The sequence below is a fragment of the Thioalkalivibrio sp. ALE16 genome (genome assembly GCF_000381305.1).
Classification (GTDB): domain Bacteria; phylum Pseudomonadota; class Gammaproteobacteria; order Ectothiorhodospirales; family Ectothiorhodospiraceae; genus Thioalkalivibrio.
Genome location: NZ_KB906354.1, coordinates 72521 through 95431, shown reverse-complemented (window position 1 = coordinate 95431; position 22911 = coordinate 72521). Strand labels below are relative to the sequence as shown.

Here is a 22911-nt window from a genome sequence, read left to right as displayed (position 1 = left end):
TCTCTTCCTGTCTCCCCACCTTCCTGTAAATCGCCCTGGCCCTTCTCCGTGGCCTCTGTGTTCTCCGTGGTGAAATAAGCGGCATTCCGCCTAACCCAGAACCTCCAGTTTGGCGAAGCTGAGCACCAGCCACTTGGAGCCGGCGTGGGCGAAGTTCACCTGTACCCGCGCCGAGTTGCCGGAGCCCTCGAACTGGGTGACCAGGCCCTCGCCGAACTTCGCGTGATGCACACGGGCGCCGATGGCCAGGCCCGCCGCGGAGGCCTCGGCGGCCTGTGCATCCATGGACCCAAAGCCCGCCGTCTTCTGCCGGGCCGCCGCAAAGCGTCCGGCGCCGTAGGGCGAGGCCTGCGGGCGCAGCACCTCCAGCGCGTCCTCCGGGATCTCGTTGATGAAGCGCGAGGCGACGTTGTAGGACTCGCGCCCGTACAACCGACGGGTCTCGGCGTGGATCAGGTACAGCTCCTTCTCGGCGCGGGTCATACCGACGTAGGCCAGGCGGCGCTCCTCCTCCAGCCGGCCCGGCTCCTCCAGCGAGCGCGCGTTGGGGAACAGGCCCTCCTCCATGCCGGTCAGGAACACCAGCGGGAACTCCAGGCCCTTGGCGGAGTGCAGGGTCATCATCTGCACCGCGTCCTCGTGCGGGTCGGCCGCGCCCTCGCCGGCCTCCAGCGCCGCGTGGGCGAGGAATTCGGTCAGCGGATTGCCCTCGCCTTCCTCGCTCTCGGCGGTGGATTCCATGTCGAAGGCGCGCGCCGCGCCCACCAGTTCGTCCAGGTTCTCGAGACGCGCCTCGCCGCGCTCGCCCTTTTCCTTCTTGTAGTGCTCGCGCAGCTGGGCGCGTTCGATCGCCTGCTCCACCTGGTCCGCCAGCGGCTGGCGCGGGAGCTCCTGCTGCAGATCGCGGACCAGCTGCACGAAGCCGGCGACCGCGTTGCGCGCACGCCCGGGCAGGGCGTCGGCATCCACCGCGTGGGCCGCCGCCTGAAGCAGGCTGGTGTCCGCCGCCTGGGCCGCCTGGCGCAGGCCCTCCAGGGTCTTTTCGCCGATCCCGCGCGGCGGCTGGTTGACCACGCGCAGGAAGGCGGCGTCGTCATCGCCGTTGCCGGCCAGGCGCAGGTAGGCCAGGGCGTCGCGGATCTCCTGGCGCTCGAAGAAGCGCAGGCCGCCGTAGACGCGGTAGGGCATGCGCCGGCCGATGAAGGTCTCTTCCAGCACGCGCGACTGGGCGTTGGAGCGGTAGAGCACGGCGCACTCGCGGTACAGCCCGCCCTCGTCCACGTGGCGGGCGATGGTCTCGGCGATAAAGCGCGCCTCTTCCTGCTCGTTCAGCGCGGTGTACAGGCGCACCGGCGCGCCCTCCTTGTCCTCGGTCCACAGCTCCTTGCCGAGGCGGCCGGAGTTGCGCCGAATCAAGGCGTTGGCCGCGTTCAGGATGTTGGCGCTGGAACGGTAGTTCTGCTCCAGGCGCACGACCTGGGTGCCCGGGTAGTCCTGCTGGAAGTGCTGGATGTTCTCGATCTTCGCGCCGCGCCAGCCATAGATGGACTGGTCGTCGTCGCCCACCGCGAACACCGGGCTGTCGCCGGCCAGCAGGCGCAGCCAGGCGTACTGGATGTCGTTGGTGTCCTGGAACTCGTCGACCAGCACATGGCGAAAGCGCGTGCGGTAGTGCTCCAGCAGCGCCTTGTTGTCGCGCAGCAGCTCCAGCGAGCGCAGCATCAGCTCGGCGAAGTCCACCACCCCGGCGCGCTCGCAGGCCTGCTGGTAGGTGGTGTAGACGCGCACCCACTGGCGCGCGACGGGGTCGCCGGTATCCGGCAGGTGTTCCGGGCGCGAGCCCTCGTCCTTGCGCGCGTTGATGTACCACTGCGCCTGCTTCGGCGGCCAGCGCGCCTCGTCCAGTTCCAGGCCGCGCAGCACGCGCTTGACCATGCGCAGCTGATCGTCGGAGTCGAGGATCTGGAAGCCCTGCGGCAGTTTCGCCTCCTGCCAGTGCTGGCGCAGCAGCCGGTGCGCCAGGCCGTGGAAGGTGCCGACCCACAGCCCCGTGGCCGGGTGGCCCAGCAGCGCCTCGATGCGCCCGCGCATCTCGGCCGCCGCCTTGTTGGTGAAGGTGACCGCCAGCAGGCTGTGCGGGGCCACGCCCTCCACGCCGATCAGCCAGGCGATGCGGTGCACCAACACGCGGGTCTTGCCGGAGCCGGCGCCGGCCAGCACCAACAGCGGCTGCGGCGGGGCGGCCACGGCCTCGCGCTGGGCCGGGTTCAGGGAATCAAGCAGGGGGGAGACATCCATGCGCGAATGGTAGGGAAACCCGGCCGGAATCGCACGTTCCGCATGCGGGCCGTGTGCCTTCGGCCGGGCAAACGCGCTACTCTCGAAGTCAGCCCACGTCGAAGCGCCAGGGTGCCTGCAAGGAACCTCGCACGCCGACGGAGTCACAAGGGTAGTCGCATCAGGAATGGGAAGACCGCGAATGAACGAGATGCCATCCCGGCACCGGCTGGACAGCCCCGTCTCCGGCCAGGAACTGCACCCCGACAATCTGGCCTTTGCCGAGGGTCTGCTGGAGCGCTACCGCGAGGACCCCGATTCGGTCCCGCCCGCCTGGGCCGACTATTTTCGCTCGCTGGAAGGTGTGTCGCGGCCGGAACGCCGCCGGCGTTCGACCGACCGTCCGGACCTGGCGCACGAACAACTGCAGATCCGGGTGCTGCAGTTCATCAACGCCTACCGCTATCTCGGGCACTTCGGCGCCCGCCTCGACCCGCTGGAACGCGAGTCCCCCGAGCCGCCGCGCGAGCTGAGCCGCGAGCATCACGGGCTGGACCAGGTCGGCCCGGACATCACCTTCGATCCGGGTTCCCTGTTTATCGAGGGGCGCGTCTCGCTCGATACCATCGAGCGGGTCCTGAAGGAGACCTACTGCGCCAGTATCGGCGCGGAATACATGCACCTGATGGCCACCGACGAGAAGCGCTGGCTGCAGGAACGCCTGGAGTCCGCGCATGGCCGGTTCGGCTTCGACGACGAGACGCGCCTGGCCATCCTCGAGCGTCTCACCGCGGCCGAGGGCCTGGAGCGCTACCTGCACCGGCGCTATGTCGGACAGAAGCGTTTCTCGCTGGAGGGCGCGGAGAGCCTGATCCCGCTGCTGAATGCCCTGGTCCAGCGTGGCGGCGCGCGCGGGCTGCACGAACTCGTGGTCGGCATGGCCCATCGCGGGCGCCTGAACGTGCTGGTCAACCTGTTCGGCAAGTCGCCGGAGGAACTGGCCAACGAATTCGAGGGCCGGCCGCGTGACGATCGCGGTACTGGGGACGTGAAGTACCACATGGGATTCTCGTCGGATCTGGATACGCCGGGCGGGCCGGTTCACCTGGCGCTCGCCTTCAATCCGTCGCATCTGGAGATCGTCACCCCGGTAGTCGAGGGCTCAGTGCGCGCGCGCCAGGTCCGCGTTGGCGATCGCAAGGGCAACCGCGTGATGCCGGTGGTGATCCATGGCGATGCCGCGTTCGCCGGGCAGGGCGTGGTCATGGAGACCTTGAACATGTCCCAGACCCGGGGGTTCTCCACCAAGGGCACCGTGCACGTGGTGGTGAACAACCAGATCGGGTTCACGACATCGACCCTGAAAGACGCACGTTCGACCCATTACGCGACCGATGTGGCCAAGATGGTGAATGCGCCCATCCTGCACGTAAACGGCGACGACCCCGAGGCCGTGGTGTTTGTCACCCAGATCGCGCTGGACTACCGCATGCGCTTCGGCAAGGACGTGGTGATCGACCTGGTCTGCTATCGCCGCCAGGGGCACAACGAAGCCGACGAACCGGCCGCCACTCAGCCGCGCATGTACCACCGCATCCGCGAGCTGCCGACCACCCGCGAGCGCTACGCCACGCGCCTGATCCGCGACGGCCTGACCACCGAAGAGGCCCAGGATCAGGCCCTGGAGGACTACCGCGGCCGGCTGGATGCCGGACAGCCGGTGGCGCTGTCGCTGCTGCGCGAGCGCAATGGGCATACCGGGTCTTCGACCAACTGGGGCCCCTACGTGAACCAGACCTGGGACCAGGACGTGGAGACCGGTGCGCCCGCCGAGCGTCTGGCGCGCACCCTGGAGCAGCTGTCCACGCCGCCGGAGGGCTTTCGCCCGAACGACCGCGTGCAGAAGATCCTGGAGGCCCGCGTCGCCATGGCGCGGGGCGAACAGCCGCTGGACTGGGGCGCGGCCGAGACCCTGGCCTATGGGGCGCTGATCCAGGATGGCTACCGCATCCGCCTTTCCGGACAGGACTCCAGCCGGGGCACCTTCTTCCACCGCCATGCGGTGCTGCACGACCAGGAGACCGGGAAGGCCATCGTGCCGCTGCGGCGTCTGGACCCGGACCATCCGCGCTTCCTGGTAATCGACTCGCTGCTCTCCGAGGAGGGCGTGCTGGCCTTCGAATATGGCTACGCCACCGCCGCCCCGGAGGCCCTGGTGATCTGGGAGGCGCAGTTCGGCGACTTCGTGAACGGCGCCCAGGTGGTAATCGACCAGTTCATCTCCTCCGGGGAGCAGAAATGGGGCCGCCTGTCCGGTCTGACCCTGCTGCTGCCGCATGGCTACGAGGGCCAGGGCCCGGAGCATTCCTCGGCGCGCCCCGAACGCTTCCTGCAGCTCGCGGCGCAGGAGAATATGCAGGTCTGCGTGCCGACCACGCCAGCGCAGATGTTCCACCTGCTGCGCCGCCAGATGCTGCGCCCCTACCGCAAGCCGCTCATCGTGATGACGCCGAAGAGCCTGCTGCGACACAAGGACGCGGTCTCCGACCTCGATGCCCTGGCCAGCGGCCAGTACCAGACGGTCATCGACGACGCCGGCATTGACGACCCGAACCGGGTGAAGCGCGTCCTGCTCACCAGCGGCCGCATCTTCTACGACCTGGCCGCCCGCCAGGCCGAGGGCGAGCACGCGGACACGGCCATCCTGCGCCTGGAACAGTGCTACCCCTTCCCCGAGGCACGCCTGACCGAGCTGCTGGGCCGCTACCCGGAGGCGGACGAGTTCGTCTGGGTCCAGGACGAACCGGAGAACCAGGGGTATCTGGAGTTCGTCGCGCCGCGCATCAACCCGCTGCTGGCGGTACGCGGCCAGACCCTGCACGCGGTGGCGCGACCCCCGGCCGCGGCCCCTGCCGTCGGCTACCCCGAGGTGCACAAGGCCCAGCTGAAGGATCTGCTCGAACGTGCGTTCGGGCCCATCAGCTCGCGGGACACGCCGCACCCGACGCCCTGAATCTTCGAAACTGACGTACAGCACAAGGAAGCGAGATGGCAACCGATCGCACCCCGATCCAGGTCCCGGAACTCCCCGAATCGGTCGCCGACGCGACCGTAATCGCCCTGCACAAAAAGGCCGGGGACCCCGTGAAGCGCGATGAACTCATTGCCGAGCTGGAGACCGACAAGGTGGTCCTCGAGGTGTCGGCGCCTGGCCCCGGCACCCTGGTGGAGCTGTCCGCCAGCGAGGGCGACGTGGTCAAGGCCGATGCCGTGCTGGGCTATATCGGCTCGGCCGAGTCTGCGCCGGCAGACACGGAAGACGAAGCCAGTGACGAACCGGCACCGGCGAAGTCCGCAGATTCTCCAGAGCCCGCCGGCTCCGCGGCGACCGCCGACGCTGGAGGGAAAGGCGATGACGCGCAGCCCGCTGCCGAGTCCGCAGCGTCCGGTACGGGCGCGGATGATGCCGGCAGTGCGCCGCCGCCCTCTCCCTCCGTTCGGCGCTTGTTGCAGGAGGCCGGGCTCAGTGCCGGGGAGGTCGAGGGCACTGGGGAAGATGGGCGCATCCAGCGCGAGGATGTGGAGCGCGTTCGTGACCAGCGGGCCGCGGGTTCCGGGACCCGTAGGGGTGCGCAGGCGGAAGACGCCGGTTCGGCCGCCCGCACGGCGCAACGCCCGACCGAACCGACGGACCGTGCCGAACGCATCGAGCGCGTGCCCATGACGCGGCTGCGTGCGCGCATCGCCGAGCGCCTGCTGGAGGCCAAGCAATCCACCGCGATGCTGACCACCTTCAACGAGATCGACATGTCCGCCGCGATGGCCCTGCGCGGGCGCTACAAGGAGACCTTCGAGAAGCGCCATTCCATCAAGCTCGGCTTCATGGGCCTGTTCGTGGCCGCGGCCACGCGGGCGCTGGAGCGCTTCCCGGTAATCAACGCGGCGCTGGACGGCGAGGAGATTGTCTACCATCACTACAGCGACATCGGGATCGCGGTGTCGTCACCGCGCGGGCTGGTGGTACCGGTGCTGCGCGACACCGGCAACGCCTCCATCGCCGATATCGAGCGGCGCATCCGCGATTTCGCCGAGCGCGCCCGCGACGGCAAGCTGGATATCGACGAGCTGCGCGGGGGCACCTTCACCATCACCAACGGCGGTGTGTTTGGCTCGCTGTTCTCGACGCCCATCCTGAACCCGCCGCAAAGCGCGATCCTGGGCATGCACGCGATCAAGGAGCGCCCCGTTGCGGTGGACGGCGAGGTGGTGATCCGGCCGATGATGTACGTAGCGCTATCCTACGATCACCGTCTGGTGGATGGCGCCGATGCGGTGCAGTTCCTGGTCGCCATCAAGGACGCCATCGAGGACCCGGCGCGCCTGCTCCTCGACGTCTGACCCCGGGCGCCGGACCGCTCCCCGTAGGAGGCCAGCCCTCTGGCCGACAGGGGCCTGCCCGACGCCCCATTCGCCAGAGCCCCATCGGCCAGAGGGCTGGCCTCCTACAGTTGCGGGGACCGAAGGTGACGAAGGTCCGCCGTCAGTCGAACGGCGCGATCAGTTCGCGCACCACATCGTAGTCGGCATCGCGAACCGGGGCGAAGCCGTTGTAGTTCTCGTCCAGCGCGCGCAGCGCCGGGCCCGAGGCCGGGTCGTCCGGGTTCGCCGCCAGCAGGGTGTCGCGGATGCGCTCCCGCAGGTCCGGGTCCAGCCCGGCGCGGGCGGCAATGACGTACGGTGGCAGATAGGGCGAGGCGTGCAGGATGCGAATACCTTCGCCTTCCCAGCGGTAGGCGGCGGTGTCCTTCAGGATGCCGGCATCGAAATCGCCACTGATGACCCCGCGCACAATGTTGTCGTAATGCCCGAGGAAGTGGTACTCCCCGAGTTCGCTGAGTTCAACCCCGGAGTCGACCACCGCGGCCCGCTGCAGCAGGGCGGCCTCGTCGCCGAAGGCGAAACGCTTGCCGGCCAGTTCCTCGGGGGTCTGCAAGGGGCTGTCCTCCGCGACCACGATCATCAGGCGGAAACTGTCCTCGCCCTTGGTGATGGTGCGCGCCAGGGGTACGGCGTCCCCGCGCTGATTCGCCCGGATATACGCGACCGGGGTGAGGTAGGCGATGTCCGAACGCCCCTCCGCGATCTCGCGGATCGCGTCGGGCATGCTGGACGACAGGCGCAGGGTCACGTCCCGCTCCAGGGTTTCCGCCAGATATTCGGTGAACGGCTCCAGGCGCGCCATCATCTGCGCCGGGATGTCCATGGCCACCGACCCGAACACCAGTGGTTCATTTGCGTCCGCGGCGCCCGCGGATGCGGTCAGTGCCAGCAGACCGCCGAGCAGCATTCCCTGGAACCGTTTGTTCATGACTCGTCTCCCTCGAAGTTGACTGACAGCGGGTCTTCATGGATCAGTGTGGTGTAGTTGGTCACGCGGTTGCGTCCGCGCCGCTTGCTGGAGTACATCGCCTGATCGGCCGCGCGGCAAAGGGCTCTGGAGGAGGTGACACCCTCCTCCAGCGAGAGCGTCGCGATGCCGATACTGACGGTCACATGCAACTGCTGGCCACCATCCTCCGTGGGCACTTCCATCGCCTCGACGGTGCGCCGCAGCTTCTCCGCGGTCCGTTGCGCGCCACGCGCATCGCAGCGGCGCAGGAACACGGCGAATTCCTCGCCGCCCATGCGGCATGTGGTGTCGGTATCCCGGCACTGCTCGCGAATGAGCCCGGCGAACGCCTTGAGGATGCGATCCCCGGTGTCATGGCCCCAGGTGTCGTTAATGGCCTTGAAGTTATCCAGGTCCAGGATGAGCAGACTGGCCGGATCGCCGTGGCGGCGGAACAGGGCGATGTCCTGTTCCATCGCCTCCTGGAAGGCCCGGCGGTTGCCCAGGCCGGTCAGCGGATCCGTGCGGGTCAAGGCCTCCAGCTCGGCATTGGAGGATTCCAGCTCCTTTTGCTGCTGGATCAGCCGTTCGTAGGCCTCCCGCAGTTCACGGTCGGCCGACTCCACCCGCCCCCGCAGTTGTTCGTTGGCGGCGTTGAGTTGGGCGCGCATCTGGTTGAACCGGGCCGCCAGGTCCCCGATCTCGTCATTGGAGTGCACCTCGATGTCACGCACGATCACGCCGTTGCGGTCGACGTTCGACTCCAGGGCGCGCGACACGCGGGTCAGCGGGGCGATGATGATCCAGGACAGGGCGGCGAACTCGCCCAGCGCGATCAGCGCGATCACGGCCACCTCGCGGCGGATCAGGGAGGCCTTTTGCTGTTCCAGCTGGGCCAGGATGGGCTCGATGCTGAGTTCGATCTCGAGGTGCCCGACGGCTCGTCCGTCCAGTTCGATGGGTCGGTCGAACGCCACGCGTTCGAGCTCCATGCGTTCGGGATGCTGCGCCTCCGCCATGGTGTTGCCGCGATCGCTGAAGACGCGCGCATGCACCACGCCGCCCGATTCGACGAACTGGTCCAGCAGCAACTGGATGGTGTGGTAGTCGTAGCCCACCACGCTGAAGGAAAGCGACCGGGCCAGGGAGTCGGCGGTCTCGCCGCCGCGGCGATCGGTTTCGCTGAGGACGTTCTGCTCGACATCGCGCAGGACCAGATAGCCGCTGATCGAAAGCGCGGTCAGCAGCACGGTCAGCAGGACCAGCACCACCTTCTGGCGAATCCCGAGTCGGAAAAGGCGGCGCCTGCGGGCCATGCGGTCCTCTTGTTCGATGGACTGGGGGCGCCCCGGCGTCCTTGCGGGGAGTCTGTAGCTTAAAAAGGCATCCCGCCGGGAACAAACAGGGTTTGTTAATACAGCAGCCGCGCGCCGCTCAGCGGTCGGATTCGATCGTCGGGCGGGGCTTTGTAGGGGTCAGGCGTTCACGTCTCGGCGCCGCCGCCGCGGACCGGGGCGCAAACCGAGCAGGAGCACGCCGGCACCGGCGAAGGCGAGCGGCCAGGTCGGCCAGGGCAGTCCCAGCCAGCTGGCCACCTCCAGTTGCGTAGCCAGGCCGGCCAGCGCCAGCAACGCGACCCCGGCCCAGCCCTCGTTGCGTCGTCGGGACTGTCGTCTCAGTCCGTCTTCCAGCTCGAGGATCTGGCGGCGCAGTGCGGCGTCGCGCTCGGCGCGCTGCTCCTCCACCGTCAACGCCTTCTCCAGATGCATCGGGATCTCCGGCAGATGGGCCAGCAAGCGCGGCAGGTGCTGCTGGGCGTTGCGGATGAACGCGCGCACGCCCATGCGTTCGTGCATCCACTTCTCGATGAATGGCTTGGCGGTGGTCCACAGGTCCAGCTGCGGGTACAGCTGGCGGCCCAGGCCCTCAATGTTCAGCAGGGTCTTCTGCAAGAGCACCAGCTGTGGCTGGACCTCCATGTTGAAGCGCCGCGCGGTCTGGAACAGGCGCAGCAGGACCTGGCCGAAGGAGATCTCGTCCAGCGGGCGCTGGAAAATCGGCTCGCAGACGGTGCGGATGGCCGCCTCGAATTCGTCCACGCGCGTGTCCTTCGGCACCCAGCCGGACTCCACGTGCAGTTCGGCCACGCGGCGGTAGTCACGATTGAAGAACGCGTGGAAGTTCTCCGCCAGATAGCGCTGGTCGGAATCCAGAAGCGAACCGACGATGCCGAAGTCCACCGCCAGGTAGGTGGGATCGTCCGGGTGGGTGGCATCGACGAAGATGTTGCCCGGGTGCATGTCGGCGTGGAAGAAGTTGTGCTGAAACACCTGGGTGAAGAAGATCTCCACCCCGCGCTCGGCCAGCAGCTTCAGATCCACGTTCCGCTCGCGCAGCGCGGCGATGTCGGCCACCGGGATGCCGCCGATGCGCTCCATCACCAGCACGCTGCGGCGCGTGTAGTCCCAGATGATCTCCGGGATGTACAGCAGGTGGCTGTCCTCGAAGTTGCGGTGGATCGCGGCGGCGTTCGCACCCTCGCGGATCAGGTCCAGCTCGTCGGTGACGGTCTTTTCGTATTCGTCCACCACCTCGCGCGGGCGCAGGCGTTTGGCCTCGGACCAGTAGCGATCGGCCAGGTCCGCGATCAGGTGCATCACCTCGAGATCCGCGCGGATGGTCTTGAGGATGCCAGGGCGCACGACCTTGACCACGACCTCGCGCCCGTCCTGCAGCGTGGCCGCGTGCACCTGGGCGATGGAGGCCGAGGCGATCGGGGTGTCCTCGAAGGTGGCGAAGGCGATCTCGATCGGACGCTCCAGCTCGGACTCGATCAGGGCGCGCGCCTGCTCGAACGGGAACGGGGGTACGCGGTCCTGAAGCCGGGCCAGCTCCACCGCGATGTCGTCCGGCAGCAGGTCGCGCCGGGTGGACAGCATCTGCCCGAACTTGATGAAGATCGGCCCCAGGTCCTCCAGCGCGCGGCGGATACGCTCGCCGCGCGTGCCTTCGGTACGGCGAAACCAGTTCCAGGGCGCGAGGTAGAGCAGGAAGCTGAGCGGGCGCAGCGGCTTCAGCGTAAACAGGATGACGTCGAGGCGATAGCGCACCAGGACCCGCGCAATGGTCCACAGCCGCAGGCCCCGGTACAGCGCGCGGCGCATCAGCACTGCCGGTCGTCAGGTGCGGAGGGCTGTGCCTCCAGACGGCGCAGCCGGGCATCAAGGCGGGCGACCCCGTCACGCAGGTCGGCGACGTCCTCGGCAAAGGCCTCGAAGGCCCCGCCGGCCGGCAGCCACTCGAGCTCGTCGCGCAGATAGTCGGCGGTATCCTCGGCGGAGCGGCGGCCGAGGTGGCGCAGGCTGCCGCGGGCCTGATCGAGCAGGTGGCGCAGCGGTCCGGCGGCCCCGGCGCCGGCAAAGCGCTCGAACAGCCCCTCCCAGTCGATTCCGGAATCCCGCAGCGCATGCTGCAGATCGGAGAGCACGGTGGCGTCACCGGTGATGGTCAGCCCGGAACGGTCGTCGCGGCCCAGCGCCGCGGCCAGCGACAGGGGCGAGCCCGCCAGCTGCACATCCACCGGCTCCTCGACACCGCCGATGACCTGCAGTCGGTCGGCAGCCCCGACCAGCGAAAGGGCCAGCCCCGGGGGCTCGATCACGATGGCGATTGCGCGCCCGGCCAGGCGCGCCCGGTCCTTCTCCGGCGCGCTCGCCAGGTGTTCGTTCAGCGTGGCCTCGATCAGGGCCGTGAACGGACTGGGCAGAGCGAAGGGTTCGGCCATGAAAACGTTACAGTTTTGTGCCGCGATGCAGCGCGACGATGCCGCCGGTCAGGTTGTCGTACTCGACCCTCTCCAGGCCGGCGTCGCGCATCATCCCGGCCAGGGTCTCCTGATCCGGGTGCATGCGGATGGACTCCGCCAGGTAGCGGTAGCTGTCCGCATCGTTGGCGACCAGCTTGCCCATCAGCGGCAGCATCTTGAACGAATAGACATCGTAGAGCGGGCGCAGCGGCGCCATCGGCTGCGAGAACTCCAGCACCAGCACGCGCCCGCCCGGCTTGATCACCCGGCGCATCTCAGCCAGTGCGCGTTCCTTGCGGGTCACGTTGCGCAGGCCGAAGGCGATGGTTACGCGGTCGAAGTAGTCATCCGGATAGGGCAACTGTTCGGCGTCCGCCTGCACGAAGTCGAGGTTGCCCACATGGCCCTCGTCCAGCATGCGGTCGCGCCCGGCCTCCAGCATCGAGGCGTTGATGTCGCAGACCACGATCTGCCCCTTCGGCCCGACACGTGGGGCAAAGGCCCCGGCCAGGTCCCCGGTGCCCCCGGCCAGGTCGAGGATCTTCATGCCCGGGCGCACCCCGGTGCGCTCCAGGGTGTAGCGCTTCCAGATGCGATGGATGCCCATCGACATCAGGTCGTTCATCACGTCGTAGCGCGATGCGACCGAATGGAAGACCTCGCCGACCCGCGAGGCCTTCTCGGACTCGGGTACGGTCTGGTAGCCGAAGTGGGTCTTGCCGGGTTCTTCTTTCATCAAGCTGCCGTTGTCAGTGCGTCTTGCGCTCGTGGCCGGCCTCTTTCAGCCGATCCAGATAATCCTGCCACAGACTTTCCTGCTCCGTGCCGAGCTTGTGCAGATAGTCCCAGTCGTAGATGCCGGTGTCGTGACCATCGGAGAACACCAGCTTCACCGCGTAGTTGCCGACCGGCTCGATCGCGGTGATGTTCACGTCCTCCTTGTCCACCTGCAGCACCTCCTGACCCGGCCCGTGCCCGCGCACCTCGGCCGAGGGCGAGTACACGCGCAGGAACTCGCAGGGCAGCTCGAAATGCGACCCGTCGGAGTAGGTCAACTCCAGGATGCGCGACTTCTGATGCAGCTGGATATCGGTGGGTCGGTGCGTACTGCTCATGCAGCCTCCAGAATCCTCGGTCCGGGCGAGCCCGGAAAGATCGTGCGCGACCGCCCGCAGCGGCCACCATCAACAGGCTGCGAGGATACCAGCCCTGCAGACCGGCGTGGCATCTCCCCGCGCATCAAAGGCCTGCCGCCCGGCAGGAGGGATCGCGCGGGCGATCCGGAACTCCGTGCGACAACGCTACTCGGCGTCGCGGCCCCGCTCGGGGACCGGGGGCGGCGTGGCGCGGGAGGACACGCTGAGGGCGGTGACGGTGACCAGGATCAGGGCCATGCCGATGATCTGAACCAGTGTCAGGCTTTCGTGCAGGATCACCACGCCGAACAGCGTGGCGGTGACCGGTTCGATCATCGCGACGATCGAGGCAACGGCGGGGGCTGTAGTCCGCAGGCCATTGATGTAGAACGCGAACGACAGCCCGGCACCGAAGATGCCGAGGGCCAGGAACAGCGGCCAGTCGGAGGTGCTCAGGACCTCCACCATCTGGGTATTGTCGCCCGGCAGCATCAGCAGGATGACGAGCACACCGAAGGCAATCGTCAGGATCGCTTGCGGGCTGCCGTGCTGCCCGGCGTATTTGAAGCCGAAGATGAAGATCGCGTAGGACAGGCCCGCCAGCAGGCCGGCACCGGCGCCGATCAGGGTCACATTGCCCGCTCCGGTGTCGTAGATCTGGGTCAGCAGCACGATGCCGACCATGACCATCGCGATGGCCACCAGCTTGAGCGTGGTCGGGGATTCCAGCCGCAGGGCGAAGGAGATGATGTAGACGAACACCGGGGCGCAGTACATCAACGTGGCGGCGACCGCCACACTGCCATGCGCGATGCTGAGGAAGTAGAACGCGAAGTTGCCGGCCACGCCCAGCCCGGCCACGGCCGACCAGAACCACATCTTGGCGCTGCCCAGCCCGCTGCCACCGGGACGCCAGGCGAGCCAGATCAGCACAAACAGCAGGCCGATGGCCCCGCGGTAGAACGAGACCACGAAGGCGTCCCAGCCCTCGGCCATCAGGATGCCGCCGATCCCGCCGGACAACCCCCAGAAGAAAGCCGCCAGCACCACGAGTCCAACACCGAGGCCCATCAATCACTCCCTTTGATCGCTGGATGTAACGGGCCGTAGTCGGTGACTCGACGTGGCCAGCAATGGCGGGTATTCGGCCACGGGAGCGACCGGGCCGGCCTTCGAAACAAGCGTCATATCTTACAGGGAGGCCCGACACGGTTGGAAAGACCCGGCGCCGAACGTCGGCTCCGGTGGAATGCCCCGCATCCGACCGGTCGCTGGGGCCGGCCTTCCGGCACAAGGGCATTTCTTGCGCCCGCAGTGGTCTCATACAGTATGAATGAACGAGCACCCTCGCTCGCCCCGATCGTCAGCAGGTCTCCCCGATGTCCGAACGCTCCCCTCCGATTGCCTGGACCCCGGCAGTTTTCTTCGTACTGACCAACCTGGCCGCCGTCACGCTGGTGCCGTGGTGGTGGTTCACCCAGGGTTTCAGCGGCGCGGCCTGGCTGTTCTTCGGGCTGTTCCTGGTGCTGAGCGGGCTGGGCGTCACGGTCGGTTATCACCGGCTGTGGGCGCACCGCACCCTCAAGGCGCGTGGGCCTCTGCGCGTTCTGCTGGCATTGAGTGGCGCCCTGGCACTGCAGAACAGCATCTACAACTGGGGCGCGCGGCATCGCGTGCATCATCGCTACGTGGATGACGTGGACCGCGATCCGCATTCGATCAAGCGCGGTTTCTGGCACGCCCACATGGGCTGGATGCTGCGCAACTGGCCCACCAGCGAGCCCGACTATTCGCGCGTGAAGGACCTGGCGAAGGACCCGGTGGTAATGTGGCAGCACCGTCATTACTGGACGCTCGCATGGGGGCTGAATCTGGGCCTGCCGCTGCTGCTGGGGCTGGCGTTCGGCGATGTGGTCGGCATGCTGCTGCTGTCCGGCGTGCTGCGCCTGGTGCTCAGCCACCACTTCACGTTCTTCATCAACTCCCTGGCGCACTGGTGGGGCCGGCGCCCCTACAGCGACGAGAACACCGCCGTGGACAACGGCCTGGTCGCCCTGCTCACCTGGGGCGAGGGGTACCACAACTTCCACCACGCCTTTCAGGCGGACTACCGCAACGGGGTGCGCTGGTGGCAGTACGACCCCTCGAAATGGCTGATCAACCTTTTTGCCTGGACGGGACTGGTGTATGACCGGCGCTGGACGCCGCGATTCAAGATCCTGCGCGCGCGGCTGCACACCGAGTTTCGCCGGCTGCTCAACGCCGACACAGCGGGCGCAATCCACGACAACTGGCGCGCGACCCTGGAGCGCGAGTACCAGCGCTTCCGTGAAATCGTGAACCAGTGGCAGGAGGTCCATGCGCGCAACATGCGGGCCGGGCGCGAGGTCCTGAACGACCGCTGGCTGCGCACGGAACTGCACACCCAGTTCAAGGAGCTGGAGTATCGCCTCAAGATGCAGCGCCGCCGCCTGCGCGCTCTGTCCGCCTCACGCAGAGGCGGTACGGCGTGAGCGCGGGCGCCGGATGACGCGGCCGAACGCCTTCCGGTTCAATCAGCACCCCAGCTTGGAAGCAACCCGATCGGCCACCTTGCCGCGGACCACGACCTCGTCGGCGCCCGCCTGGCGCGCGGCCTTGAGCATGGCCCCTTCCACGTGCGGGCCAAAGGCCAGGATCGTTGCGTCCGGGTAGCGCTCGCGCCAGCTCGATACCGCTTCCACGCCACGGCTGCCGAGATCGACCACCACCAGGTCAGGCGCCTCCGGTGTCTGGCTGGAGGTGACCACGGCCCCGGCCGAACGCCAGCGCGACTCCAGCCGTACGCGGGTCATCAGATCCGGGGTGTCGAGGTTAATCTGCATGAGGTCTCCCGAGGGGGTCGGCTGGTGGAAGGGGTCGCGCTTTACGGAGACTTGGCCGGACACGGGCAGCCTTGCCCGTAGGATCGCTTCAGCGCTGTCTCGTGGCACACACTCTAAACTATCGGGATCGTCACTTTGCCGACCCCGACTAGCCAGCGATTGGCCCCGACAGCAACGGAGAACGGATACATATGGCCCTGAGCGAATTCGAGCGCAAGCGGATTGAAAAAGTGATGGAGGGGTTCATGGAAAGGCGCCGACCGCCCGCCCATGTTCGAGACCGTCTGGACCTTGTCTGGCGTCTCGAAGGCCAAAGCGTGGTGCTGTACGAAGTGCGCCCGCTGATGGATGCTCCCACAAGGGTCATGGAACACCCGGTGTTCAAGGCCACGTTCGTGCGCAAATCGGGCCGTTGGAAACTCTATTGGCAACGGGCAGACCTGAAGTGGCACGGCTACGACCCACACCCGGAACTGGCCTCGCTGGAGGATGTGCTGAGTGTGGTGGAGAAAGACGAGTACGCCTGCTTTTTCGGATAGGGGAACACGGATGCACGAGTTTTCGTTGATGGCCGACCTGATGCGCAAGATCGAGCAGGTGGCGGCGGATAACAACGCCGAGCGGGTCACCCGGGTGCGGGTCTGGCTGGGCGCGCTGTCGCACATCACGCCGGAGCATTTTCGCGAGCACTTCGAGGATGGCACCCGCGGCACGCTGGCCGAGGGCGCCGAGCTGGAGGTGGAGACCTCCGACGACGAGACCCACCCCGAGGCGCAACAGATCCTGCTGCGGAGCCTGGACGTGGCGTGAACACGCCCGCGACACTTAGCCCGGCGCGGGAGCGCTGGCGCCTGGTCGTCACCGGCCGGGTGCAGGGCGTGGGATTTCGCCCATTCGTCGCGGCGCTGGCAAAACGGCTGGCGCTGGCCGGCACGGTCGGCAACACGCCCGAGGGCGTGGTGATCCAGGTCGAGGGGGACGCGGCTCGCCTGGATGCGTTTCGTTCGGCACTGGCGCAAGAGGCGCCGGTGGCCGCACGTGTCAATGACATCTCTGTCAGCCCCGTAACCCCCACCGGCGCAGCCGGCTTCCGGCTCACTACGGGGCCGAACCGAGGCGGCGCCCCGGCCCTGGCCCCGGACCGCGCCCCCTGTCCCGACTGCCTGGCCGAGATCCGCGACCCGACGGCGCGGCGCTACCGCTACCCGTTCACCGCCTGCACGGCCTGCGGCCCGCGCTGGAGCATTGCCACGGCGCTGCCTTGGGATCGTGCCGGCACCACCCTTCATGACTTCCCGCTGTGCCCGGCCTGTCGTGCGGAGTTCGAGAACCCGGGGGATCGGCGCTTCCATGCCGAGGCGATGGCCTGCCCGGACTGCGGGCCCCGGCTCCTGCTGCGCGCGCCGGACGGCACCGAACAGGCCACCGGGGATGCGGCACTGGAGGCCGCTGTGGCGGCCCTGCGCGCGGGGCAGATCCTGGCCCTGAAGGGCGCGGGCGGGTTCCAGTTGCTGGCGGACGCCACCCGCGAGGAGGCCATCGCCCGCCTGCGAGCGCGCAAGCAGCGCCCGGAAAAGCCGCTGGCGGTGTTGCTGCCGGACGGCGACTGGCTGGATTGTCTGGCCCACGTATCCGATGCGGAAAGGGGCCTGCTAGATGCCCCGGAGGCTCCGATCGTGCTGGTGGATCGCCAGCCCGGCGCGCCGCTGGCCGACAACATCGCCCCGGGGCTGAACCGCCTCGGGCTGATGCGGGCCGCCACACCGCTGCACCAGCTGCTGCTGGACGCACTCGCGACCCCGCTGGTCTGCACCTCCGGCAACCGCAGCGGCGAACCGCTTTGTATCTCCGGCGAGGAGGCGGTGGCTCGGCTGGGCGGGATCGCGGATGCCATCCTCGACCACGACCGGCCGATTGCGCGGCCGCTGGACGACAGCGTGTTCCAGATCGCGGCCGGGCAGCCGCAGTGCCTGCGCCTGGGACGGGGAGCCATGCCCCTGCGCATCCCGCTGCCGCAGCCCGGCCTGGTCACGCTGGCGCTGGGCGGCCACCTCAAGGCGGCACCGGCGCTGGCCCTGAACCGCGAGGTTGTGGTCGGCGCCCACGTCGGCGACCTCGACAGCGATCCGGCCCTGCGCCGCCTCGACAGCGAGGCCCGCGCGCTGGCCGGGCTCTGCGGCGTGCAGACCGAGCGCATCACATGCGACCGACACCCGGACTATGCCTCTACCACACTCGCCGAGCGCCCGGGCGTGCCGGTCTTCCCCGTGCAGCACCACCACGCCCATGCCGCGGCCTGTCTGGCCGAGCACGGGGTGCAGGACCCGGTCCTGGCGCTGGTCTGGGACGGCGCGGGGCTGGGTACGGACGGGACGCTCTGGGGGGGCGAGTGCCTGACCGTGGACGCCGACGGTGACTGGCAGCGTGCGGGCCATCTGCGCCCGTTCCGACTGCCGGGGGGCGAGGCCGCAATCCGCGAGCCGCGACGCGCGCTGCTGGGGCTGCTGCATGCGCACTTCGCGGGCGATACGGCGGCCCTGGCGGCCAGCCCGGCGCGGGCCCTGTTCGACGATGCCGAGTGGCCAGCGCTGCTCCGCGCCCTGGATCGCGGCGTCAACGCGCCCTGGACCAGCAGCGTCGGGCGGCTGTTCGATGCTGTGGCGGCCCTGACCCGGCTGCGCACCGGTGCCGGCTTCGAGGGGCAGGCCGCGATGCTGGTGCAGCAGGCAGCAGAGGCCGCACCGGGCACGGTGGATGGCCCGGATCTCGTGCTGGATAACGCCATGCCCTGGCAGGCGGACTGGGGCCCGCTGATCACCGCCCTGCTGGCGGCGAAGGCGGCCGGTGCCACCCCCGGGGCGATCGCCGCGCGGCTGCATAGCGCACTGGCGCGGTTCGCGGTGGCGGCCGCCCGGACGGGCGAACGAGAAACCGTGGCATTGACCGGCGGATGCTTCCAGAATCGGGGACTGCTGCAACAATGCGTGGACGCCCTGCAAACCGCCGGCTTCCGCCCGTTGTGGCCGCAGCACATACCGCCGAACGACGGCGGGCTGGCGCTCGGTCAGGCGGTGATCGCGCGCCGGGCCGCTGTGCCACCGAACGGAGACTGAGCCGATGTGCCTTGCCATCCCCGGTCGTATCGACAGCGTGGAAGGTGACGACCCGCTGTTCCGCCAGGCGCGCGTGGCCTTCGGCGGCGTCACCCGCACGGTCTCGCTGGCCTGCACGCCGGAGGCCGGGCCGGGCGACTACGTGCTGGTACATGCCGGCATCGCGATCGCCACCATCGACGAGGCCGCGGCCGAACGCACCCTGGCCGCACTGCGCGAGATCCCCGAGCACGAGCCGCCCGCGCCGGAGGGCCCGTGAGGCACCTCGACGAATACCGCGACCCGGCGCTGATCCTGCGCCAAGCGGAGGCGATCCGCGCGGCCTGCACCCGGCGCTGGACCCTGATGGAGGTCTGCGGCGGCCAGACCCACGCGATCCTGCGCCACGGGCTGGACGACCTGCTGGCGGGCTCGGTCGAGCTGCTCCACGGGCCCGGCTGCCCGGTCTGTGTGACCCCGACCGAGACCCTGGACCAGGCCGTACTGCTGACCCGCCGCCCGGAGGTGATGCTGTGCACCTTCGGCGACATGCTGCGCGTACCCGGCGCGCTGGGCGACCTGAACGCCGCGCGCGCGGCCGGCGGGGATGTGCGCGTGATCTACTCGCCGCTGGATGCGGTCGCGCTGGCGCGCGAACACCCGCAGCGCGAGGTGGTGCTGCTTGCGGTGGGCTTCGAGACCACCGCCCCGGCCGCCGCGATCACGGTACTGCAGGCCGAGGCCCTGGGGCTGTCCAACCTGTCGCTGCTGGTCTCGCACTCGCTGGTGCCGCCGGCGATGGAGGCCCTGCTGACGGACCCGGCCCACCGCATCCAGGGCTTTCTGGCCGCCGGGCATGTCTGCACCGTGGAGGGGGCGGCGGCCTATCAGGCGATCGCCGAGCATTTCCGGGTGCCCATCGTGGTGACGGGCTTCGAGCCGGTGGACCTGCTGGCCGGGATCCGGGCCTGTGTGGAGCAGCTGGAACGCGGCGAGGCCCGGGTCGAGAACCGCTATGACCGGGCCGCCCGCGACGACGGCAATGCCGCCGCGCGCGATGCGGTCAGTCGCGTGTTCGAGCCGGTGGAACGCGACTGGCGCGGCATGGGCCGCCTGCCCGCCAGCGGGCTGGGCCTGCGCCCGGCCTACGCCCGCTTCGATGCGGTCGCGCGTTTCGGGATCGCGGCCCCCGCGACCGGCGCGGACGGGCCCTGCATCGCCGGCGAGGTCCTGCGCGGGCTGCGCCGACCGACCGAGTGCCCGGCCTTCGGCCGCGAGTGCACCCCGGACACCCCGCTGGGCGCGCCGATGGTGTCCTCCGAGGGGGCCTGCGCCGCCTATCTGCACTACCGGGGCGGGGCATGACCACGGAGGTGGTCCGCCTCGCGCATGGGGGCGGGGGTCGGCTGCAGGCGAAGCTGCTGGACGAGGTGATCCTGCCGGCACTGGGCAGCCCGGCCCGCGGCGCCCCCGATGCCGCCGTGCTCAATGCACCGCACGGACGCCTGGCGCTGACCACCGACAGCTTCGTGGTGCGACCCCTGTTCTTCCCCGGTGGCGACATCGGCCGCCTCGCGGTACACGGCACGGTCAACGATCTGGCGATGGCCGGGGCGCGGCCGCTGTGGCTGACGCTGGGCCTGATCCTCGAGGAGGGGCTGCCCCTGGAGGACCTGCGGCGCATCCTCGCCTCCGTAAGCGCGGCCGCCGAAGAATGCGGCGTCCGGGTGGTGGCCGGCGATACCAAGGTGGTCGAGGCCGGGCGCGGCGACGGGGCCTACCTCAGCACCAGCGGGGTGGGCATCGTGCCGGAGGGCGTGCGGATCGCACCGGACGCGATCCGGCCGGGCGACATGCTGCTGGCCAGCGGTGACCTGGGCCGGCATGGCGTCGCCATCCTGGCCGCGCGCGAGGGCCTGGGACTGGACCCGCCGATCCCCAGCGACAGCGCCCCGGTCGCCGGGGCAGTGGCCGCGCTGCTGGCAGCCGATGTGCCCGTGCATGCCCTGCGCGACCCGACCCGCGGCGGCACAGTGGCCGCGCTGCAGGAACTGGCGGACGCCTCGGGCTGCCGCCTGATACTGGAGGACGCAGCCATCCCGGTGCGCGAGGACGTGCGCGGGGCCTGCGAGATCCTCGGGCTGGACCCGCTGCACAGCGCCTCGGAGGGGCGCTTCCTGGCCGCCGTGCCGGAACCCGCGGCCGAACATGCCCTGAGCGTGCTGCGGTCACGACCGGAGACGGCCGGGGCCGTTGCGATCGGCCAGGCCGAGGCGGGCGAACCCGCGGTCATCCGACGCCTCGCGACCGGCGTGGAACGCCGGGTGATCCTGCCCGCCGGCGAGCAGTTGCCCCGCATCTGCTGAGTCGCTGTTTGCAGCGCCTGCCGAGGGACCACGGAAACCGCCCGATGGAGTGCTCACGACGACACGGGATCACGCGCATGACGGCGGCGGCCGCCGGGCGTTATGGTGATCCCCCCGGTTCAATCAGGAGGAACCCCCGATGTCGATGCGCCCGTTGATTCCCGCAGTCCTCACGCTCGCCAGCAGCCCCGCTCTGGCCCACCCGGGGCACGGCCATGGCGAAGGGTTCTCGTTGCTTCACTTCCTGAGCGCTCCGGAACACGCGTGGCCGCTGGGCCTGGGCCTTCTGGCCATGGCGATCATCGTGGGGCTGTTTGCCCGACAGTGGCACCGCAAGCGCCCGCGGCGCTGAGCTCAGGGCGGAGAGGACGCGCCCTTCGCCGGCCACCAGTAACGCTGTTCGTAATCCCGGTCGCGATCGCGGACCGGCACCGGGACGAATCCCATGGCGGCGAAGAAACCGGCGGCGGAGGCCTGGGCCTTGACCAGCACCCCGGCGACACCGGCCTCCCTTGCGGCGGCGCGACTGGCCTCGACCAGTTGCCGCCCCACCCCCTGCCCGCGCGCGGCGCGCCCGACATAGAGGCCGTGGAGCAGAAGGCCATCCGGTATACCCTCCGGCAGTTCTTGGGCCCCCGCCGCCTCCCAGGCCGCGACGCCGACCACGTCGCCTGCGCACTCCAGCACGACCATGTCGAGGAACATCCGGTCGGCCTCGGTGTAGCGGTAGGCCGGCAGGGCCAGGCGGCGCACGCGCTCGGGCAGCGGCCAGTCCTCGATCGCCTCGGCGACGAGGCGGTTGATGGCATCGAGATCCACTGGGCGCGCGGCACGGGCAGTCAAGGTGGTAAGGGAGGTTGTGGTTTCGGGCATCGGTCATCAGGTTTGTCGGCACGGTTCCTGCTCGGACCTTTTGCGCAACGCGAAGTGCCAAACGCATGGAGCCACGAGGCCCTTCACGACAACGAAACCCCCGATCGGGGATAATCCGCGCCGCACCGAAAGGAGACGACCCCGCACCATGACGGAACTGAAGAAGGCGATCGAGCACCAGCGCGAGTACCTCGAGAACAAGCTGCAGGAGCCTCTGGCCACCATCGCGCGTCGGCTGTCCGCGGTCTGGCCGCGCCGCGAGGACCTGGACTCGATTCTGGAAGAGGCGATCCGCCAGATCCCGGAGGCCACGTTCGTCTATGCCCTGAATACCCGGGGCATCCAGCTCTCCGACAACATCTCGCGCAGCGGCGTACTGCCGGAGCATTTCGGGCGCGACCGGTCACAACGCCCGTACATGAAGGAGGTCGTGCCGGCGACGGGCTTCCTGCTTTCGGATGCCTACATCAGCCTGCTCGGACGGCGGCCCTCGCTGACCGCGCTGCAGCTGGTTCGCGACAGCGACGGCAATGCGCTGGGCTTTCTCGGAGCGGACTTTGACCTGCGCAACCTGCCCGACTTTTCCGAGGACCTGTACGAAGAGCCGAACGAGTGGCGGCAGATCAAGGGCGATCCGTCCATCCGCGGCACGCTGTTCCTGCAGAGCCGTACCGAGAGCCTGATGGACCAGAACATGGATACGGCCCTGGCCATCATCGAGGAACTGTTCACCGAGCGCGGGGTGTTCCAGGGGGTATTCCACTTCTCCAGTTCACGCGCCACGCTGTGGACCACCGAGGACCCGTACCGCTACCGCATCCTGACCCACGAATCCCTCGGCGATCCCGACGTGTGCCTGGCGTTTCCGCACGAGCCGTACCCCGAGGAGGCACTCATCCCGAAGGACGAGGTCGGCCGGGTACTGGAGGGGCTGAAGGCCTTGCGCTACGCGGACGAGACCATCTACCTGCGCTCCGCCTCCATCAACCTGTTCAATGGCATGGTCAGCCTCACCTTCTCCTGTGACGGCTCGCACTACATGACCTGGGACGAGTTCCTCGGCCGCTCCATCGAGTTCTGGATCGGCGCCACCGGGTAAAGGGTCCCGG

At 68.9% G+C, this 22911-nt stretch carries 21 protein-coding genes; 11 read left to right on the top strand and 10 right to left on the bottom strand.

Annotation, left to right across the window (positions count from 1 at the left end; translation table 11 throughout):
- Positions 1–90: 90 nt before the first annotated feature.
- A complete protein-coding gene (gene uvrD / locus F627_RS0100480; protein WP_019582968.1) occupies positions 91–2298 on the bottom strand; it encodes a DNA helicase II in 2208 nt (735 codons plus the stop codon).
- 181 nt (positions 2299–2479) lie between these two features.
- Between uvrD and F627_RS0100475 the strand changes: the two genes are divergently transcribed.
- Together F627_RS0100475 and odhB are read left to right on the top strand one after the other, a co-directional pair.
- Positions 2480–5290 (top strand): 2-oxoglutarate dehydrogenase E1 component, encoded by a 2811-nt coding sequence (locus F627_RS0100475; protein WP_018879298.1) that lies wholly within the window; start codon positions 2480–2482, stop codon positions 5288–5290.
- 35 nt (positions 5291–5325) lie between these two features.
- A complete protein-coding gene (odhB, locus tag F627_RS0100470) occupies positions 5326–6675 on the top strand; it encodes a 2-oxoglutarate dehydrogenase complex dihydrolipoyllysine-residue succinyltransferase (RefSeq protein WP_019582967.1) in 1350 nt (449 codons plus the stop codon).
- A 142-nt stretch (positions 6676–6817) separates the two neighbouring features.
- Here odhB and F627_RS0100465 read toward each other — a convergent pair whose 3' ends face one another.
- The 7 genes from F627_RS0100465 to F627_RS0100435 form a co-directional block, all read right to left on the bottom strand.
- The gene (locus F627_RS0100465; RefSeq protein WP_019582966.1) at positions 6818–7645 is read right to left on the bottom strand and encodes a PhnD/SsuA/transferrin family substrate-binding protein; all 828 of its coding nucleotides are present in this window, start codon (positions 7643–7645) and stop codon (positions 6818–6820) included.
- A complete protein-coding gene (locus tag F627_RS0100460) occupies positions 7642–8982 on the bottom strand; it encodes a diguanylate cyclase (protein WP_018877019.1) in 1341 nt (446 codons plus the stop codon). The genes F627_RS0100465 and F627_RS0100460 overlap by 4 nt, the downstream gene beginning before the upstream one ends.
- 159 nt (positions 8983–9141) lie before the next feature.
- Positions 9142–10830 carry a ubiquinone biosynthesis regulatory protein kinase UbiB gene (gene ubiB, locus F627_RS0100455; RefSeq protein WP_026331981.1) on the bottom strand — a complete coding sequence of 563 codons (1689 nt, stop codon included), beginning with the start codon at positions 10828–10830 and terminating at the stop codon, positions 9142–9144.
- Positions 10830–11450 carry an SCP2 domain-containing protein gene (locus tag F627_RS0100450; protein WP_019582964.1) on the bottom strand — a complete coding sequence of 207 codons (621 nt, stop codon included), beginning with the start codon at positions 11448–11450 and terminating at the stop codon, positions 10830–10832. Before F627_RS0100450 ends, ubiB begins: the two co-directional genes overlap by 1 nt.
- Before the next feature lie 7 nt (positions 11451–11457).
- Entirely contained in the window at positions 11458–12207 is a 750-nt protein-coding gene (gene ubiE, locus F627_RS0100445) for a bifunctional demethylmenaquinone methyltransferase/2-methoxy-6-polyprenyl-1,4-benzoquinol methylase UbiE (RefSeq protein ID WP_018867569.1), read from the bottom strand.
- Positions 12208–12220: 13 nt separating this feature from the next.
- On the bottom strand, positions 12221–12586 hold the full coding sequence (locus tag F627_RS0100440) for a gamma-butyrobetaine hydroxylase-like domain-containing protein (RefSeq protein WP_018867570.1): 366 nt from the start codon (positions 12584–12586) through the stop codon (positions 12221–12223).
- Between the two features lie 186 nt (positions 12587–12772).
- Complete coding sequence (locus tag F627_RS0100435) at positions 12773–13678, bottom strand: DMT family transporter (protein WP_019582963.1); 906 nt, start codon at positions 13676–13678, stop codon at positions 12773–12775.
- A 308-nt stretch (positions 13679–13986) separates the two neighbouring features.
- On the opposite strand from F627_RS0100435, the gene F627_RS0100430 reads away from it, so the two are divergent.
- Positions 13987–15120: an acyl-CoA desaturase gene (locus tag F627_RS0100430; protein ID WP_019582962.1), complete on the top strand. Its 1134-nt coding sequence runs from the start codon at positions 13987–13989 to the stop codon at positions 15118–15120.
- A gap of 42 nt (positions 15121–15162) precedes the next feature.
- Here F627_RS0100430 and F627_RS0100425 read toward each other — a convergent pair whose 3' ends face one another.
- Positions 15163–15471: a response regulator transcription factor gene (locus tag F627_RS0100425; RefSeq protein WP_018867573.1), complete on the bottom strand. Its 309-nt coding sequence runs from the start codon at positions 15469–15471 to the stop codon at positions 15163–15165.
- Between the two features lie 191 nt (positions 15472–15662).
- On the opposite strand from F627_RS0100425, the gene F627_RS0100420 reads away from it, so the two are divergent.
- The 7 genes from F627_RS0100420 to F627_RS0100390 all read left to right on the top strand — a co-directional run bounded on the left by F627_RS0100420 (position 15663) and on the right by F627_RS0100390 (position 21281).
- On the top strand, positions 15663–16010 hold the full coding sequence (locus tag F627_RS0100420) for a DUF3024 domain-containing protein (RefSeq protein ID WP_018877025.1): 348 nt from the start codon (positions 15663–15665) through the stop codon (positions 16008–16010).
- A 10-nt stretch (positions 16011–16020) separates the two neighbouring features.
- A complete protein-coding gene (locus F627_RS0100415) occupies positions 16021–16281 on the top strand; it encodes a hydrogenase maturation nickel metallochaperone HypA (RefSeq protein WP_018863238.1) in 261 nt (86 codons plus the stop codon).
- Positions 16278–18584 carry a carbamoyltransferase HypF gene (gene hypF / locus F627_RS0100410; RefSeq protein WP_019582961.1) on the top strand — a complete coding sequence of 769 codons (2307 nt, stop codon included), beginning with the start codon at positions 16278–16280 and terminating at the stop codon, positions 18582–18584. Before F627_RS0100415 ends, hypF begins: the two co-directional genes overlap by 4 nt.
- Before the next feature lie 4 nt (positions 18585–18588).
- Positions 18589–18843, top strand: coding sequence for a HypC/HybG/HupF family hydrogenase formation chaperone (locus F627_RS0100405; RefSeq protein WP_018877027.1), 255 nt, complete (start codon positions 18589–18591; stop codon positions 18841–18843).
- Entirely contained in the window at positions 18840–19928 is a 1089-nt protein-coding gene (hypD, locus tag F627_RS0100400) for a hydrogenase formation protein HypD (RefSeq protein ID WP_019582960.1), read from the top strand. Before F627_RS0100405 ends, hypD begins: the two co-directional genes overlap by 4 nt.
- Positions 19925–20929, top strand: a complete 1005-nt coding sequence (gene hypE, locus F627_RS0100395) for a hydrogenase expression/formation protein HypE (RefSeq protein ID WP_019582959.1) — start codon at positions 19925–19927, stop codon at positions 20927–20929. The genes hypD and hypE overlap by 4 nt, the downstream gene beginning before the upstream one ends.
- A gap of 139 nt (positions 20930–21068) precedes the next feature.
- A complete protein-coding gene (locus tag F627_RS0100390) occupies positions 21069–21281 on the top strand; it encodes a hypothetical protein (RefSeq protein WP_018867579.1) in 213 nt (70 codons plus the stop codon).
- A 2-nt stretch (positions 21282–21283) separates the two neighbouring features.
- On the opposite strand, the gene F627_RS0100385 is transcribed toward F627_RS0100390, so the two are convergent.
- Positions 21284–21802, bottom strand: coding sequence for a GNAT family N-acetyltransferase (locus F627_RS0100385; RefSeq protein WP_019582958.1), 519 nt, complete (start codon positions 21800–21802; stop codon positions 21284–21286).
- Between the two features lie 148 nt (positions 21803–21950).
- Between F627_RS0100385 and F627_RS0100380 the strand changes: the two genes are divergently transcribed.
- The gene (locus F627_RS0100380) at positions 21951–22901 is read left to right on the top strand and encodes a PDC sensor domain-containing protein (RefSeq protein ID WP_019582957.1); all 951 of its coding nucleotides are present in this window, start codon (positions 21951–21953) and stop codon (positions 22899–22901) included.
- Positions 22902–22911: the final 10 nt, after the last annotated feature.